Source organism: Micromonospora sp. LOL_023 (genome assembly GCF_048060115.1).
Taxonomy (GTDB): Bacteria; Actinomycetota; Actinomycetes; order Mycobacteriales; family Micromonosporaceae; genus Micromonospora_E.
The window spans coordinates 1-16654 of record NZ_JBHMIM010000002.1; the positions used below are offsets into that span (position 1 = coordinate 1).

Annotated in this window: 15 protein-coding genes; 9 read left to right on the forward strand and 6 right to left on the reverse strand. The window is 69.9% G+C overall.

Features of this window, described 5'->3' with window-relative positions:
* The 4 genes from tnpB to ACFHVL_RS01115 all read right to left on the reverse strand — a co-directional run.
* On the reverse strand, positions 1-977 hold a 977-nt coding region (tnpB, locus tag ACFHVL_RS01100), incomplete at its 3' end, for an IS607 family element RNA-guided endonuclease TnpB (protein WP_416624723.1).
* Entirely contained in the window at positions 974-1555 is a 582-nt protein-coding gene (locus ACFHVL_RS01105) for an IS607 family transposase (protein WP_416624725.1), read from the reverse strand. The genes tnpB and ACFHVL_RS01105, both read right to left, overlap by 4 nt.
* A gap of 227 nt (positions 1556-1782) precedes the next feature.
* The gene (ychF, locus tag ACFHVL_RS01110; protein ID WP_416624726.1) at positions 1783-2868 is read right to left on the reverse strand and encodes a redox-regulated ATPase YchF; all 1086 of its coding nucleotides are present in this window, start codon (positions 2866-2868) and stop codon (positions 1783-1785) included.
* A gap of 91 nt (positions 2869-2959) precedes the next feature.
* Positions 2960-3430, reverse strand: a complete 471-nt coding sequence (locus ACFHVL_RS01115) for a hypothetical protein (RefSeq protein WP_416624728.1) — start codon at positions 3428-3430, stop codon at positions 2960-2962.
* A gap of 280 nt (positions 3431-3710) precedes the next feature.
* Here ACFHVL_RS01115 and ACFHVL_RS01120 point away from each other — a divergent pair, with 280 nt between their 5' ends.
* The 5 genes from ACFHVL_RS01120 to ACFHVL_RS01140 are packed head-to-tail and all read left to right on the forward strand — an operon-like array spanning position 3711 to position 10725.
* Positions 3711-4931: an MFS transporter gene (locus ACFHVL_RS01120; RefSeq protein WP_416624730.1), complete on the forward strand. Its 1221-nt coding sequence runs from the start codon at positions 3711-3713 to the stop codon at positions 4929-4931.
* 27 nt (positions 4932-4958) lie between these two features.
* The gene (locus ACFHVL_RS01125) at positions 4959-6488 is read left to right on the forward strand and encodes a DNA-3-methyladenine glycosylase 2 family protein (protein ID WP_416624732.1); all 1530 of its coding nucleotides are present in this window, start codon (positions 4959-4961) and stop codon (positions 6486-6488) included.
* Positions 6489-6490: 2 nt separating this feature from the next.
* Positions 6491-7006, forward strand: a complete 516-nt coding sequence (locus ACFHVL_RS01130) for a methylated-DNA--[protein]-cysteine S-methyltransferase (protein WP_416624734.1) — start codon at positions 6491-6493, stop codon at positions 7004-7006.
* Between the two features lie 30 nt (positions 7007-7036).
* Positions 7037-8821, forward strand: coding sequence for an ABC transporter ATP-binding protein (locus ACFHVL_RS01135; RefSeq protein ID WP_416624736.1), 1785 nt, complete (start codon positions 7037-7039; stop codon positions 8819-8821).
* Positions 8818-10725 (forward strand): ABC transporter ATP-binding protein, encoded by a 1908-nt coding sequence (locus tag ACFHVL_RS01140; protein ID WP_416624738.1) that lies wholly within the window; start codon positions 8818-8820, stop codon positions 10723-10725. Before ACFHVL_RS01135 ends, ACFHVL_RS01140 begins: the two co-directional genes overlap by 4 nt.
* Here the strand turns inward: ACFHVL_RS01140 and ACFHVL_RS01145 are convergent.
* Complete coding sequence (locus ACFHVL_RS01145) at positions 10718-11551, reverse strand: class I SAM-dependent methyltransferase (RefSeq protein WP_416624740.1); 834 nt, start codon at positions 11549-11551, stop codon at positions 10718-10720. The two genes, ACFHVL_RS01140 and ACFHVL_RS01145, sit on opposite strands and share 8 nt — an antisense overlap.
* 133 nt (positions 11552-11684) lie before the next feature.
* A complete protein-coding gene (locus ACFHVL_RS01150; protein ID WP_416624742.1) occupies positions 11685-14246 on the reverse strand; it encodes a beta strand repeat-containing protein in 2562 nt (853 codons plus the stop codon).
* 366 nt (positions 14247-14612) lie between these two features.
* On the opposite strand from ACFHVL_RS01150, the gene ACFHVL_RS01155 reads away from it, so the two are divergent.
* From ACFHVL_RS01155 to ACFHVL_RS01170, 4 genes are all read left to right on the forward strand, one after another.
* Complete coding sequence (locus tag ACFHVL_RS01155; RefSeq protein ID WP_416624744.1) at positions 14613-15200, forward strand: GNAT family N-acetyltransferase; 588 nt, start codon at positions 14613-14615, stop codon at positions 15198-15200.
* An 84-nt stretch (positions 15201-15284) separates the two neighbouring features.
* Positions 15285-16037, forward strand: coding sequence for an SGNH/GDSL hydrolase family protein (locus ACFHVL_RS01160; RefSeq protein ID WP_416624745.1), 753 nt, complete (start codon positions 15285-15287; stop codon positions 16035-16037).
* Between the two features lie 187 nt (positions 16038-16224).
* The gene (locus ACFHVL_RS01165; protein ID WP_416624746.1) at positions 16225-16416 is read left to right on the forward strand and encodes a hypothetical protein; all 192 of its coding nucleotides are present in this window, start codon (positions 16225-16227) and stop codon (positions 16414-16416) included.
* Between the two features lie 18 nt (positions 16417-16434).
* On the forward strand, positions 16435-16650 hold the full coding sequence (locus ACFHVL_RS01170; RefSeq protein ID WP_416624748.1) for a hypothetical protein: 216 nt from the start codon (positions 16435-16437) through the stop codon (positions 16648-16650).
* Positions 16651-16654: the final 4 nt, after the last annotated feature.

The following is a 16654-nucleotide window of genomic DNA, read 5'->3' on the forward strand; positions in this document are numbered from 1 at the left end:
GCGACGTGCCGAGCCAACCGCCGGTTGCGCAGCATGCCGGTGACGTTGAGGTCTTCCACCACAACGGTGCCGTACGTCGTGGCGAGTCGGGTAGTGAGCTTGTGCAGCCCGTCACGGCGCAGATGAGCGACCCGGGCGTGAGCGCGACCGAGCCGGCTCGCGGCCCGTTCCCACCGCTTCGAGGGACGTCGTCCGGTACGCCGGTCCGGGCCCTGCCTGCGCGACAGCGTCCGGCCGAGCGCATGCATCCGTTGCCGCGCGGCCACGAGGTGGCGCGGGTTGTCGACCAACTCGCCGGTGGACAGCACCGCGAGATGCCGGATACCGACGTCCACACCAACCACCGAGCCGGGTCGGGCCGGGCTGCGTTCGGCGCGTTCGACCTCGACGGTGAACGACACATGCCACCGTCCGCCATCACGACGCACCGTCGCGGACATGATCCGGGCGGTGCCGGCTTCAATACGGCGGGCGAGCTTGCGGGCGGACTCGTGCAACTTCAACCGGCCCAGCCGGGGTAGCACCACGTGCATCCGGTCCGGTTCGACCCGGATCGCCCCGGTGGTGAACCGTACGCTGGGCGTGGTACGGCGGCGGGACTTGAACCGGGGGAAACCCGACGGCCGACCGGCGCGTTTCCCGCTGCCGGAGTCAGTCCAGTTCTTCAACCCGCGAGCGAGCGCGTCGAGGCCGGTGTTGAACGCCTCCTTCGACACCTCACCCCACCACGGCGCGGCTTCGGGCTTCGCGGCGTTCCATGCCTTCCGAGGACCGGCCAGCGACCAGGACAGTGATGGCGTCAGCAACTCGTCTGGTACGCCGTAGCAGCGTTCGGCGATGCGCTGGTCCATGACCGCCTTGACCTTCGCGAGCGCCCAGTTGTGGGCGAGCCGGGCGGCCCCAGCGTGTGCAAGGACGTCGCGTTCCTGGCGCGAGGTGAGGTCGAGGGCGAACCGGTACGCCTGGATCGTTTTCACACCGGGCCACTCTCGGTGGCGGCTTCGACCGCCCGGCGGGCACGGTTCGCGCCAGCGCGACGCCCGTACAGGCGGGCGCACAACGACGTCAGGATCTCCGTCACGTCGCGGACCAGATCATCGTCGACCTCAGCCGGGTCGACCACCAGCAGTCGGCGGCCCTGCGCGGCCAGCGCCGCCTCAACGTACTCGGCCCCGAACCGGGCGAACCGGTCCCGATGCTCAACCACGATCGTTGCCACCTTCGGGTCGCGCAGCAGCGCGAGGAACTTCTTGCGGTGCCCGTTCAACGCGGATCCAACCTCGGTCACCACCCGGTCGACGCCGAGTTTCTGCCCGGTGGCCCACACGGTGACCCGGGCGACTTGCCGGTCCAGATCGGGTTTCTGATCGGCTGAGGACACCCGGGCGTACACCACGGTCTGCCCCGTCCCGGCCGACGTGCCGGTGACCGGCTCACCGACCATGATCAGTCGACCGATCCGGTAGGTGGGAACAGGCAGCGTCCCGGCTGCGTACTGTCGCCGAGCGGTGATGTACGCGATGCCGGTCGACGCTGCCCACTCCTTGAGGTTCACGCCAGCATCATAGCAGCTTCAAGAGCGCCATAGATGCCCGGAGCGCCAACAGTCAGCTACCCCGAATCCAGCTTGATAGCGGTCCAACTCCTCGCGGAGGAGCCTGCGCCGTTCGGCCCGCGCTCGGTCTCGTCGTCGGTGAGCAACTTCGAGAGGCATCCACCGTCGAGGACCTGCCGCGAACGCTCACGAGTGGCGAAGACCTTGGCGGCGGAGGTTAAACCGGATCAGACGTTGAATCGGAACTCGACGACGTCGCCGTCCTGCATGACGTACTCCTTGCCTTCCATCCGGACCTTGCCGGCCGCCTTGGCCGCCGCCATCGATCCGGCTGCGACCAGGTCGTCGTAGGAGACGGTCTCGGCCTTGATGAAGCCGCGCTGGAAGTCGGTGTGGATCACCCCGGCGGCCTCCGGCGCGGTCGCCCCGACCGGGATGGTCCAGGCCCGCGCTTCCTTCGGCCCGGCGGTGAGGTACGTCTGCAGGCCGAGGGTGCGAAACCCGACCCGGATCAGCTGGTTGAGCCCCGGCTCGCTCTGCCCGGTCGACTCCAGCAACTCCAGCGCCTCGTCGTCGGGCAGGTCGATCAGCTCGGACTCGATCTTGGCGTCCATGAAGACCGCCTCGGCCGGGGCGACCAGCGCCCGCAGCTCGTCGAGCAGCGCGGCGTTGCCCAATTCGTCCTCGTCGACGTTGAACACGTAGAGGAACGGCTTCGCGGTGAGCAGGTGCAGCTCCTGCAGCTCGGCCACGTCGATGCCGGCACTCGCGGCACCGGCGTACAGCGTGGTGCCGCCGTTGAGCAGCTCGCTGGCGGCCTTCGCGGCCGTGTGCACCGCCAGCCGGTCCTTGCGCAGCCGGGCTTCCTTCTCCAGCCGGGGCAGCGCTTTGTCCAGGGTCTGCAGGTCGGCCAGGATCAGCTCGGTGTTGATCGTCTCGATGTCGTCACCGGGGGCGACCTTGCCGTCGACGTGCACCACGTTGGGGTCGGTGAAGACCCGGACGACCTGGCAGATCGCCGAGGCGTCGCGGATGTTGGCCAGGAAGGCGTTGCCTCGGCCCTGCCCCTTGGACGCGCCCCGGACCAGCCCGGCGATGTCGACGAACGACACCGGCGCCGGCAGGATCTTCTGCGAGCCGAAGATCTCCGCGAGCTTGGCCAGCCGCTCGTCCGGCAGGCCGACCACACCCACGTTGGGCTCGATCGTCGCGAACGGGTAGTTCGCCGCGAGCACGTCGTTCTTGGTGAGCGCGTTGAACAGGGTGCTCTTGCCGACGTTGGGCAGGCCGACGATGCCGATGGTGAGACTCACGTCGGACGAGTCTACGCAGGGCCCCCGGGGCCGGCGGCGGCACCGTGGATGACGCCGCCGACCACGGACACCTCAGTCGGGTCGGGATCGCTCACTGACAGACGGCACGGAGGTTCTCCGGCACCGCCGTCACCGCAGCGATCTGCTCATCGGTGAACGCGGTATCCCCGACCTCGGTGGCGGCCTCGATGGCAGTCTTGCTCTCGGCCAGGGTGGTACGCAGGTCCTCCTCGATCGGACCGGTCGCGAGTGAGGTGAGCGTCGCGGACCAGGCGCGCATCTGCGCCTCGAAGTTCTCCACCGGCACCTGGGCCGCCACCTCCTCGTCTGCCTCGGCGAACAGCAGGTTGGCGTCGCGCTCGAACCCGGCGGCGAAATCGCTGCTCATCGAGACGGCCTGGTTGCAGGCGGCGTTGGTGGCGGCCAGCATGTCCTCGGCGGTAGCCGTGGTGGAGGTGTTGCCCGGCGGGGTCGACCCGCTCGGCGGCGACTCCGTCCCACAGCCGGTGAAGCCGAGCACCAGGGCCGAGCCGAGGGCAGCGGTGGCCAGTAGACGACGCATGATATTTATCGACTCCTCTATCGAGGTGGACCAAACTGGACCACTTTATCGATTCGTGGCGTTGTCCGCCCAGGGCAGTCGATCGACAGGGGCAGATGACAGCTCGATCCGTACCTCCAGCACCGACGCGGCGGAGATCCGGCGGGCCGTCGGTGTCCGGGAGGTGAGCACCGTCATGTCAACTACCGGTGTCCAGTGATCTACCGTTCGCGCAGGCGGCCACCGACGCGTTTCGCGTACGGTTGCCGGCCGGTGGCATACGGGGAAGCGGGTGGACGTGGTGACGGAACAGACCGGCACGTTGGCGCGGGCGACACTGGAGCGGGCCCGGATCGCCGTCGGCATCGCGTTCGGCGTCAGCGGCCTGGCCTTCGCGTCGTGGATCTCCCGTACCCCGGCGATCCGCGACGGACTCGACCTGAGCAACGCCCAGTTCGGTCTGCTGCTGTTGTGCCTGTCGGTGGGGGCGGTCAGCGCGTTGCCGCTGTCCGGTCCGCTGGTGCACGCGATCGGACCGCGCCGCACGGTGCTGCTGGGCGCGTCGGCGGTGACCGTCGGGATGATCGCCGTCTCGCTCGGGGTCACCCTCGGCGTGCCGGCGCTGGCCGGGGCCGGACTGTTCCTCACCGGCACCGGGGTGAGCAGCTGGGACGTGGCGATGAACGTGGAGGGGGCCGACGTCGAACGCCGGCTGGCCCGCCCGCTGATGCCCCGTTTCCACGCCGGATTCAGCCTGGGTACGGTCGCCGGGGCGCTCGCCGGGGCGGGGTGCGCCTGGCTGGGGGTGCCGGTCGACTGGCAGCTCGCCGCCACCGCGCTGCTGGTGATCGTGGCGGTCGCCGCCGCCGTGCGGATGTTCCTGCCGGTTCCGGCCCGGGAGCCGGGAGTCACCGCGCCCCGGTCCGGGGTGCTTCGGGCCTGGCGGGAGCCGCGCACCCTGCTGGTCGGGCTGGTGGTGTTGGCGTTCGCGTTCACCGAGGGGGTGGCGAACGACTGGCTCACCCTGGCCATCGTCGACGGCTACGGGGTCGGTGACGCCGTCGGCGCGGTGGCGTTCGGGGTGTTCGTCGCGGCGATGACCATCGCCCGGATGTTCGGCGGTGCCGCGTTGGAACGCTGGGGCCGGGTGCCGGTGCTGCGGGCCACGGCGGCGCTCGCCCTGGTCGGCCTGACGCTGGTGGTGTTCGCCCCGGCGCTGCCGTTGGCGCTGGTGGGTGCCCTGTTGTGGGGGGCCGGCGCGTCGCTCGGCTTTCCCGTCGGGATGAGCGCGGCCGCCGACGAGGCCGACCGGGCGGCGGTACGGGTGTCAGTGGTCAGCTCGATCGGCTACACGGCGTTCCTCGCCGGTCCGCCGTTGGTGGGTTTCCTCGCCGAGCAGGTCGGCATCCTGCGGTCGCTGCTGGTGGTGCTCGGCGCGCTGGCGATCGGCCTGCTGGTGGCCGGGGCCGCCCGACCGCTGACCGACGATGCCATGGTGGGGTCCGATTCCCGCCAGCCGTGACCGGGGTGCGGCAGGCAGGATCGACGCATGGAGCTCGACTTCGAGCGGTGCTACCGGGCGGTGGACAGCCGCGACCAGCGTTTCGACGGCTGGTTCTACACCGGTGTGACGTCGACCGGCATCTACTGCCGGCCGTCCTGCCCGGCGATCACCCCGAAGCGGGACAACGTGTGTTTCTTCCCGTCTGCGGCGGCCGCCCAGCGGGCCGGTTTGCGGGCCTGCCGACGTTGCCATCCGGATGCCACCCCAGGCTCTCCCGACTGGGATCTGCGCGCCGATCTGGTCGGGCGGGCGATGCGGCTGATCGGTGACGGGGTGGTGGACCGTGACGGGGTGCCGGGGCTGGCCCGCCGGCTGGGCTACACCGAGCGGCATCTGACCCGGGTGTTGACCGAGCAGGTCGGGGCCGGCCCGTTGGCGTTGGCCCGGGCGCAGCGGGCGCAGACGGCTCGGATTCTGGTGGAGAAGACCGGGCTGACCGTCGCGGAGGTCGCGTTCGCCGCCGGGTTCGGCAGCGTCCGGCAGTTCAACGACACGTTCCGGGCGGTGTACGGGCTGGCACCTACCGGGCTACGCGCCCGGTTGCGGGCACCCGCGGCAACCGCGGCACCCGGGGCGATCGCGGTGCGGTTGGCGTTCCGACGGCCGCTGCCGGCCGCCGTCCTGCTGGGGTTTCTCGCCGCCCGGGCGGTGCCGGGGGTGGAGGCGGCCACGGCCGACGCGTACCACCGGGCACTTCGGCTGCCGTACGGTCCCGGCGCGGTGACGCTGACCCCGCACGACGACCACGTCGGCGCGGCCTTTCGACTGGCCGACCTGCGTGACCTGGCGCCGGCGGTGGCCCGCTGCCGTGCGTTGTTCGATCTGGACGCGGATCCGGCGGCGGTGGATGCCACCTTGGGCGCCGACCCCGCGTTCGCGGCGGCGGTGGCCGCCGCGCCGGGGGTACGGGTGCCGGGTGCGGTCGACGGCTTCGAGTTGGCGGTACGGGCGGTCGTCGGCCAGCAGATCTCGGTCGCCGCCGCCCGCCGGGTGCTGGCCCGGCTCTGCGCGGCGACAAGGCCGGTCACCGACAGCACCGTCGGCACCGACCCGACGACCGACAGCGCCGACCCGACCGCCACCGACACCGAAGCGCGGACGGAACTGGTGCCGTTTCCCGGGCCTGCGGAGTTGTTGGAGCTGCCCGACGCGGCGTTCGCGATGCCGGCCGCCCGGCGGGGCACCCTGCGGGCACTCGCCGCCGCCGACGACGACGGCACCATCGACCTGGCTCCGGGCGCGGACCGGGCCGCGCTGGTCGAACGGCTCGGTGCCCTGCCCGGGATCGGGCCGTGGACGACCGGGTACATCGCGATGCGCGCGCTCGCCGATCCGGACGTACTGCTCGGCACCGACCTGGGGGTGCGGCACGGGGCCGACCGGCTCGGGCTGCCGACCGCCGGGGCCGGGCTGGCCGGGCACGCCGCCCGGTGGCGACCGTGGCGGTCCTACGCCACGGTCCGGCTGTGGCTTTGCACCACCGATCCGACAAACGGAAGGACCGACAGGAGATGAGTGTGTCCGTACTGGATTGGGCTGCGGTGCCGACGCCGGTGGGTCCGCTCACGCTGCTCGCCGACGACGACGGGGCGGTCCGGGCGGCCGGTTTCACCGCCGACGTCGGGCAGTTGCTGCCGCTGATCCACCCGAGCCTGCGCGGGTCACTGCGGGAACGCGCCGACCTCGGCACGACCACCATCGCCATCAGGTCCTATCTGGCCGGTGAGGTTGCCGCGCTCGACGACCTGCCGGTACGCCAGCACGGCGGGGTGTTCCTGCACGCCGCCTGGTCGGTGCTGCGTGAGGTCAAGCCCGGCGAGCCGGTCAGCTACCGCGATTTCGCCATGCTGGCCGGTCGGCCACCGGCGGTACGGGCGGCGGCCAGCGCCTGCGCCCGCAACGCGATCGCGTTGATCGTGCCGTGTCATCGGGTGTTGCGCAGCGACGGCAGCCTCGGCGGCTACCGGTGGGGTTTGTCAATCAAGAAATGGCTGCTGAAGCACGAGGGACAGGTGACCGATCGGGGGCGGTGACGGGGTGCCCCTACCGGCTACCGTCTTACTGTGGACACCGAGACAAGTCGATCTTCCCGGCATCGACCCGCGGTCCACAACCTCTGGCGGCTACGCCGGTATCTGCGTCCGTACCTTGGCCAGCTCGGCTGGCTGCTGGCGGCCGCGGCGGCGGCGACCGGGGCCGGCATCGCGATTCCGTTGATCATCGCCCGGGTGGTGGACGGGCCGGTCGCCGCCGGCGAGACGACCGGGCTGCTGGTCCTCGGTGGGCTCGCCCTGCTGCTCGGGGTCGTCGAAGCCATGTTGATCTTCATCCGCCGGTGGACGCAGAGCGCGTCGTCGATCGGCATGGAGAGCAGCATCCGCAGCGACATCTACGCGCATCTGCAACGGCTGCCGGTGACCTTCCACGAAGAATGGCAGTCCGGCCAACTGCTGTCCCGGGCCACCAGCGATCTGTCGGTGATCCGCCGGTTCCTCTCCTTCGGGTTGCTCTTCCTGATCCTCAACACGGCCACCTACGTCACGGTGGTGGCGCTGCTGCTGCACCTGCACTGGCCGCTGGGCCTGCTGGTGGCGACCAGCGCAGTCCCGCTGTACCTGTTCAGCCGCCACTTCACCCGCGCCTACCTGCGGGTCTCCCGGCAGATGCAGGACCAACGCGGCGACCTGGCGACCCTGGTCGAGGAGTCCGCCCGGGGGCTGCGCACGATCACGTCGTTCGGTCGAGGGCCGTTCCTCACCGAACGCTTCGCCCGACGTTCACTGCGCCTGCACGACACGGCGGTCGTCAAGGGCCGGCTGCTCGCCCGCGCGTCGGCCCGCTACGACCTGGTGCCGAACGCGACCCTCGCGGTGGTGCTGGTCGCCGGGGCGGCCGCCGTCGCCTACGAGCAACTCACCATCGGGCAGATGGTCGCGTTCGTCACGTTGCAGCTGATGCTGATCTGGCCGATCAAGTCGCTTGGCTGGATCATCGCCCAGGCGCAGGAGGCGATGACCGCCGCCGACCGCATCCACGAGGTCCTCGACACCGCACCGGCGATCACCGACCGGCCCGACGCCACCCGGATCCGGGTCGAGGAGGTCCGCGGCGAACTGCGCTTCGAAGGCGTCGCCTTCGGCTATCCGGGCGCGGCGACGCCGGTGCTGCGCGGCGTCGACCTGACCGTACGGCCGGGTGAGACGCTGGCCATCGCAGGGCTGACCGGCAGCGGAAAGACCAGCCTGGTGTCGCTGGTGCCCCGGCTGTACGACGTCACCGGTGGCCGGATCACCCTGGACGGACACGACGTACGGGACCTGCGCCTCGACCAGCTGCGGCGATGCGTCGGCGTCGCCTTCGAGGATCCCACGCTGTTCTCGATGTCGGTCCGGGAAAATCTGACCCTCGGCCGCCCGGACGCCACCGACGCAGAGGTGCGCGCCGCGATCCGGCTCGCCCAGGCCGACTTCCTCTACGACCTGCCGTGGCGGCTGCGCACCCGCATCGGGGAACAAGGCCTGTCGCTGTCCGGCGGGCAGCGGCAGCGCCTCGCGCTGGCCCGCGCGGTGCTCGGCCGCCCCCGGGTGCTGGTCCTCGACGACCCGCTGTCGGCACTCGACGTGCACACCGAGGCGCTGGTGGAGCAGGCGCTACGCCGGGTGCTGGCCGGCACCACCGCGCTGCTGGTGGTGCACCGACCATCCACGGTGGCCCTCGCCAACCGGGTGGCACTGCTGGAGGCCGGTCGGATCGTCGCCGTCGGCACCCACACCGAACTGCTCGCCACCGTGCCCGCGTACCGCGCCGTGCTGTCCGCCGACGGACACGGCCTGGTCCGGTCCGCATGACCAGCGATCGGGACACCACCACCGGGCAGCCGGAGTGGCTCGGGGTCGCAGACGAGGCCGGTGATCCGCTGAGCGGGCTCACCAGCCCCGGTGACGAAGCGCGGCTACGGGCCCGCAGCCGCGCCCTGCTCGGCTCGTTGGCCCGGCCGCACCGGCGGATGATCGCGGTCGCGGTCGCGTTGCTACTGCTGCAGAACGCGGCCGCGATGGCCGGGCCGTACCTGGTGATGTTGGGGATCGACCGGGCCATCCCGCCACTGCGCGACACCGGCGACGCGGGTCCGCTGGTCGCGGTCGCGGCGGCGTTCGCGGTCGCCACGATCGCCGAGTACGCCGGCAAACGCAGCTTTCTGATCCTGTCCGCCCGGGTCGGTCAGGCGATCCTGCTCGACCTGCGCCAACGGGTGTACCGCCACTTCCTGCGGCTGTCCGTCGGCTTCCACGAGCGCTACACCTCCGGCCGGGTGGTGGCCCGACTGACCAGCGACATGGACTCGATCGCCGAACTCGTCGAAGGCGGCATCGACGACCTGGTGCTCGCCGGGCTGTCGGTGATCTCGGTGGCCGGCATCCTGCTCTGGCTCGACCCGCCGCTGGCCGTGGTGACGCTGCTGGCGTTCCCGTTCCTGCTGTGGATGTCGGTGTGGTTCGCCCGCGCCTCCACCGCCGCCTACCGGCGGACCAGGGAGGCCGTGGCGCTGCTCATCGTCCACTTCGTCGAGTCACTCGGCGGGGTCCGGGCGGTGCACGCCTTCCGCCGTGAGTCCCGCAACCAGGAGATCTTCACCGAGGTCAACGACGGCTACCGGCAGGCCAGCCTGCGTGTCTTCCGGCTGATCGCCATCTACTCCCCCGGGCTCAAGGGCATCGGCAACGTCGCGATCGCCGTGGTGCTGACCTACGGTGGCTGGCAGGTGCTGCAGGGCAACACCGAGATCGGGGTGCTCGCGGCTTTCCTGCTGTATCTGCGCCGGTTCTTCGAGCCCATGCAGGAGCTGAGCCAGTTCTACAACTCGCTGCAGTCGGCCACCGCCGCTCTGGAGAAGCTCTCCGGCGTACTCGCCGAGCGGCCCGAGGTGCCGGAGCCGGACCGACCCCGCCCGCTGCCGACCCCGGTACGCGGCGCGGTGCGGCTGCACCGGGTCACCTTCGGCTACCGCCCGGACCGGTTGGTGCTGCCCGAGTTGACGCTGCGGATCCCGGCCGGGCAGACCGTCGCCCTGGTCGGCGCGACCGGTGCCGGCAAGTCGACGGTCGCCAAACTGGTCGCCCGGCTCTACGACCCGGTCTCCGGATCGGTCACCCTGGATGGCGTCGACCTGCGGGAGATCTCCGCGACCGACCTGCGCCGGCACATCATCATGGTCACCCAGGAGAATCACCTGTTCGCCGGCAGCGTCGCCGACAACATCCGGTTCGGTCGGCCGGACGCGACCGACGCCGATGTCGAGGCCGCGGCGCGGGCGATCGGCGCGCACGAGTTCATCGCCGGACTACCCGAGCGGTACGCCACCGACGTGCACCGGCGCGGCGGCCGACTCTCGGCCGGGCAGCGGCAGCTCGTCGCCTTCGCCCGAGCAGTGCTCGCCGACCCGGCCGTGCTGATCCTCGACGAGGCGACATCGTCGCTGGACGTACCGTCCGAACGGCTGGTGCAGCGGGCCCTGCAGACCATGCTGCGCGGCGACCCGACCAGGCACAACAGCGGCTCAGGCGGCGCGGCGGAGGTTCCCGGCCGTACCGCCCTGGTCATCGCCCACCGGCTGTCGACGGTGCAGATAGCCGACCGGGTGCTGGTGCTCGACGGCGGCCGGATCGTCGAGGACGGCCCGCCGGCCGAGCTGGTCGCCGACGGCGGACGCTACGCCGCACTGCACCAGCAGTGGCGGGACAGCCTCAGCTGATGTCCTTGACCGCCTGCAGGGTGTAGCTGAGCGGGACCCGCTCCCGGCGCTCGGTCAGCCGCCACTCGCCGTCGTGGTCGCCCTTGACCATCCGGCCCGGCAGCGCGTTCCACGGCACACTGTCGTGTTCGACCAGCGTGGTCACCCGCAGCCCGGCACCGGTGAGCGCGGTGAAGATCTCTCCGAGTCCGTGGTTCCACGAGTGGGTCAGGGTGTGGCTGAAACTGGTGTCGGTGCTGACGTAGGTGCCGCCCTCGTCCCACACCAGCGGCTCGGCCGTCTCGAAGTACGGCAGGTCGACCACGAGCAGGCCGTCGGGGCGGGTCTCGTCGATCGCCCACAACACCGGGTGGCCCTCCCGGATGAACAGCCGACCGCCGGGGCGCAGCAGCGCGGCGACCGTGGCCGCCCAGCGGTTCACGTCCGGCAGCCAGCAGAGCGCACCGATGCCGGTGAAAACGAGGTCGAATTCGCCCGCGCCGAGCACCTCGACGGCGCGGTAGACGTCGGCTTCGACGTACTCGATCGGGGTCTGCGCGGCCGCGGCGATCCGGCGGGCCTGCACCAGCGACGCGCCGGACAGATCCAGACCGGTCATCCGGGCACCGAGCCGGGCCAGCGACAGCGTGTCAGTGCCGATGTGGCACTGCAGGTGCACCCCGCGTACGCCGGTGAGGTCGCCGAGCCGGGGCAGGTCGAAGCGGACCACCTCACTGAGCTCGGCCGGGTCGGCGAGCAACTGCTCGACCCGGTAGTCCGGCGAGGCGGCATGCGCCGGGGCGCGTTCGTCCCAACTCGCCCGGTTGATCGCAAGGTAGTCGGCCATGCCGTCGACGATCGCACGGACCCGCCTCGCGAGCATTCGATTAACTGTCCCCCGCAGGCGCTGTGACGAGCGGGGTGGTCCCGAGGCGCGTGAGCGCCCCGGGACCACCCCCGTTTCATTTAGTTGTCTGGCGTCACACGCCGTTCACCCGCCGACGGGCGAGCAGGAGCAACGCGACGCCCAGGACCACGAGCGCGCCGCCGCTGGTGATCAGGTTCGTGGTCGCGCTGCCGGTGACTGGCAGCCCCACGTACCGGAAGGCGATCTCGTTCGAGGTGCCGTTCGGTGTGGTCACCGTGATGGTCGTGTGCTTGACGTCGCACGGCGGAGTGACGAAGCTCAGCGAGGTCCCGGAACTGTTGACCGTGACCTTGTTTGCTGGAATCGTCTTGCCGCAGATCGTCACGGTCGTCTGGCCCGGGATGAACCCGCTGCCTCCGACAACCACTGTGGTGCCACCGGCAGCCGGTCCCTGTCCGGGGCCGGCCGAGCCGATCGCTGGTGCCGGGCCACCCGAGTAGGTGAACCCGTCCGGAGCGACCGCGTCATCACCCGGCAACACCACCACCACATCAACCGGACCCACCGGCCCCGGCGGCGTCACCACCGTCAACGACGTACCCGACGGATCCACCACCAGACCCGTCCCCGGCACACCACCGAACGTCACCTCAGTCGCCCCAGTAAAACCAGAACCAGTGACCGTCACCGAGGTACCACCCGTGTTCGGACCCGAATCCGGCACCACCGAATCAATCGTCGGCGGCACATACGTGAAAATACCCGCATCCGCCGTACCAGCCGGGAACGTGATCACCACATCAGCCGGACCAGCAGCACCCGGCGGAGTCACCACCGTGATCTCCGTACCAGCCGGATTCACCGAGAACCCCGAACCCGCCACGCCATCAAACGTGACACCGGTCGCCCCAGCAAAACCAGAACCAGTAATCGTCACCGCCGTACCACCAACCGTCGGCCCGAAATCAGGATCCAGCCCGGTCACCACCGCATCCGAACCATCAGCCAGATACGTGTACGCCAACGGATCAGTCGAACCACCATCAGTGGACACCACCACATCGACAACACCAGGCGCATGCGCCGGAGTCACCGCCGTCAACGACGTACCCGACGGATCCACCACCACATCAGTAGCCGGCAACCCATCAAACGTCACCGATGTACCATTCGGCACAAAACCCGTACCCGTGATCGTCACCGTCTGACCACCAGACTGCGGACCAGAATCCGGATCAATCAACGACGCCGTCGGCGGCGCGACCACATAAGTGAACCCGTCCGGAGCGACCGCGTCATCACCCGGCAACACCACCACCACATCAACCGGACCCACCGGCCCCGGCGGCGTCACCACCGTCAACGACGTACCCGACGGATCCACCACCAGACCCGTCCCCGGCACACCACCGAACGTCACCTCAGTCGCCCCAGTAAAACCAGAACCAGTGACCGTCACCGAGGTACCACCCGTGTTCGGACCCGAATCCGGCACCACCGAATCAATCGTCGGCGGCACATACGTGAAAATACCCGCATCCGCCGTACCAGCCGGGAACGTGATCACCACATCAGCCGGACCAGCAGCACCCGGCGGAGTCACCACCGTGATCTCCGTACCAGCCGGATTCACCGAGAACCCCGAACCCGCCACGCCATCAAACGTGACACCGGTCGCCCCAGCAAAACCAGAACCAGTAATCGTCACCGCCGTACCACCAACCGTCGGCCCGAAATCAGGATCCAGCCCGGTCACCACCGCATCCGAACCATCAGCCAGATACGTGTACGCCAACGGATCAGTCGAACCACCATCAGTGGACACCACCACATCGACAACACCAGGCGCATGCGCCGGAGTCACCGCCGTCAACGACGTACCCGACGGATCCACCACCACATCAGTAGCCGGCAACCCATCAAACGTCACCGATGTACCATTCGGCACAAAACCCGTACCCGTGATCGTCACCGTCTGACCACCAGACTGCGGACCAGAATCCGGATCAATCAACGACGCCGTCGGCGGCGCCGGTGCGGCCGGACGTTCGCAGGTGGCTTCCGCGATGATGACCTCACCGACCGGGATGATCACCGGAATTCCGAGGACCTCGCCTGAAAGCGCTGCGGTGAGCACGATGGTAGCCGCCGCCCCGCTGTCGGCGGTGACGGTCTCGATACGCGACAACGACACGTCGAGCATCGCTCCGACCAGACCCGGCACCGTCACCGCGGCGCTCACGTCGAGGCTCGGCCCGTTGGGGATCAGCACCTCGGGTGAGCCGAACACGGTCAGCCCGGTCAACGTCGTGTCGGCCGTCTGAGACCCGAGGAACGGGCAACTGACAGCGGCCTCGACCACCGAGGCGGTCAGCACACTCAGACCGAGGATGTCCAACGACACGTCGGCGACCGAGGATGAGGCGAACGACGAGATCGGACCTCTGGTAGCGCTGACCTCCAACACTGTGCCGTCAGCGGCGACGCCGATGGCGCCCGGCAGGGTGACGTCGAGCAACGTCTCGGTGTCGGTGCCGCCAGCGGGTGGGGCGTCCACCGACCCGATCACGGCGCTGGCTTCGATCACCGGAATCCCGAGCACCTCCGCGGACAGGTCGACGATCACCCCTCTCGCATGCGCGTCACCGGGGGCGGCCAGGGCCGGTGTCCCCACGACCACGCCAGACGCTGCGCCGAGTAAGGCGGCCAGGGAGAAGCCCGCTACACGTTTCAATGTCGAGCGCACTACTTACCTCATCTCGTCTCTGGGTTGGACGGACGGGCAGGAGCGCCCGTCCACCGAAAGACGAACGATCAGAAATCGGGTCAAGATTCGCGAATCCCCCCACTCTGGCGATGAGTCAGAACGTATGTCTGCCGCCCTGCACCTGGCCGGTCAACACCACCTCGGCCGGACGAGTCGACTCCTGCCGTTTGCCGGCTGCCGTTCGCGCCAGCGGTTAGGGTGGTTCCGGTCGCTGGCTGTGACTGCTACTGGGGACCGTATATTCGGCCGATGCAGCAACCCGGTTCACCCGATATGGCGCCCCCGACCTTGCCGCAGGTCACCGCAGCCACCGCCGCCGACCGTACCCGGGTCGTCGACTCACTGGTCGCCGCGTTCATCGACGACCCGGTGCTGCGGCACCTGTTCCCGGACCACGCCAGCTACCCCACGTACGCCGGGGCCTTCTTCGGCCTGCTCTTCGACCGGCGGGTGCCGCACGGCACCGTCTGGACCATCGGCGGCGGTGCCGCCGTGGCGATGTGGCAGCGGCCGGACGCCGCCGACAACGACGACACCGAAATCCTCGCCCCGCTGCTGCCCGCCGACGTGCTGGAGCGGGTGCGCCGCTACGACCTGGCGGTCCACGCGGCGCTACCGGCCACGCCGTTCTGGTATCTGGGGGTACTGGGCACCCATCCGGAGCGGACCCGACAGGGTTGGGGCCGGGCAGTGATGCGGGTCGGGCTGAGTCGGGCCGCCGCCGACGGAGTACCCGCGATCCTGGAGACCAGCAACCCGGACAACGTCGAGATGTACCGCCGCGCCGGTTGGCAGGTCACCCGGCAAATGGCGGCGGACCCGCTCACAATCTGGATCATGGAGCACTCCGGCGCGGACTGAACCGGGCGGGATTCGCGTCACAGCGCTCCCGGGTACCGGGAGGTACCTTGGTGCCCGCGCGCTTGGCGGGACAGGGAGGTCGTGGTGCGGTACGTGGCGATCGGCGACAGCTTCACCGAAGGCCTTGGCGACGAGTTGCCCGATGGCTCCACGCGCGGCTGGGCCGATCTGGTCGCCGCCGGGCTCGCCGCCGCCAACGAACAGCCCGTGCAGTACGCCAACCTGGCGATCCGGGGGCGGCTGCTGGAGCCGATCGTCACCGAGCAACTGGACCGGGCGCTGGCCCTCTCCCCGGCCCCGACAATGATCACGCTCAACGGCGGCGGCAACGACATGCTGCGCCCCGGCGCGGACATGGCCCGACTGAGCGCGCTCATCGAAGACGCGGTACGCCGATGCGTCGCGGCCGGCGTACGGCTGGTGCTGCTCAGCGGCGGTGACCCGTCGGCGCGGCTGCCGTTCGGCACCATGATGCGCCGCCGCGGCCTGGCACTCACCGCCACCACCGCCGACCTGGCCGCCCGGCACGGCCTCGAATTCATCGACGTGTTCAACGACGTCGAGATCCGCCGCGAGCAGTACTGGTCCGACGACCGGCTGCATCTCAACTCAGCGGGGCACCGCCGGGTGGCCAGCCTGGTGCTCGACGGCCTCGGGTACGCCACCGAGGCACACGTCGTCGACCCGGCACCGGTCGGCCGCCGTAGCCTGCTCGCCGAGGCCCGCTACTACCGGCAGTTCGTCGCCCCCTGGGTGCAGCGCCGGCTCCGCGGCCGGTCCTCCGGTGACGGGCGGACCGCCAAGTACCCCGACTGGGCACCGGTCCAACCAGCCTGAGCCGGCTGGCTCAGCTCCTCTGCGCCTGACCGACCGATCGACGCGGGGTCGCGCCAACTCAATCGACTGCGGCAAACACACTACGGGCCGTGGGAGTTGGCCGCTCTGCGAAGCCTGCAGTCGGGATAGAGCCCGATCGCGACTACCTGAAGCTCTGTCCACGGCCGATATTCACCGGCCGTCGTCATTGGAGCAAGCGTTCCAACGCATCCCGACGCCGAAAGGTGGGGCTTCATGCTACGACCCGTCCTACCTGGCCCGCGGTGAGCGGGCCGAGTGGCCGTTCCGCCAGGACCACCTGAACATGCTGCTCGACTTCTGCCAGGTCAACGACGGTGATCTGCGGGCCCGCCTCGTGGCCGACCTGGCCGCCTCGTGACAACTGAACGTCTTCGACATGGGCGGCAGCATCCACACCGACCGATCGGTCAGCCTGCTACCCGAGCCGTACCTCTCGGTCGCTTGTCTGGAAAACCTCGCCGGCAGCTTCTACCTGGAAGGACCCCGAAGCAGGAAGTTCGTTGACGCCTACGACCAGATCCGTCGGTCCGCGCTGCCTGCGGGTGAGTCGGCGAAGCGGATCACACAGATCGTCGAGGAGGAGTGGTCATGAGCGG

What these genes read in the sequence shown, in the direction of transcription:
- ACFHVL_RS01155 (WP_416624744.1), top strand. Translation starts at nt 14,613, where the DNA reads ATGGCGCCCCCGACCTTGCCGCAGGTCACCGCAGCCACCGCCGCCGAC.
- ACFHVL_RS01145 (WP_416624740.1), bottom strand. Translation starts at nt 11,551, where the DNA reads ATGGCCGACTACCTTGCGATCAACCGGGCGAGTTGGGACGAACGCGCC.
- ACFHVL_RS01170 (WP_416624748.1), top strand. Translation starts at nt 16,435, where the DNA reads ATGGGCGGCAGCATCCACACCGACCGATCGGTCAGCCTGCTACCCGAG.
- ACFHVL_RS01125 (WP_416624732.1), top strand. Translation starts at nt 4,959, where the DNA reads ATGGAGCTCGACTTCGAGCGGTGCTACCGGGCGGTGGACAGCCGCGAC.
- ACFHVL_RS01140 (WP_416624738.1), top strand. Translation starts at nt 8,818, where the DNA reads ATGACCAGCGATCGGGACACCACCACCGGGCAGCCGGAGTGGCTCGGG.
- ACFHVL_RS01115 (WP_416624728.1), bottom strand. Translation starts at nt 3,430, where the DNA reads ATGCGTCGTCTACTGGCCACCGCTGCCCTCGGCTCGGCCCTGGTGCTC.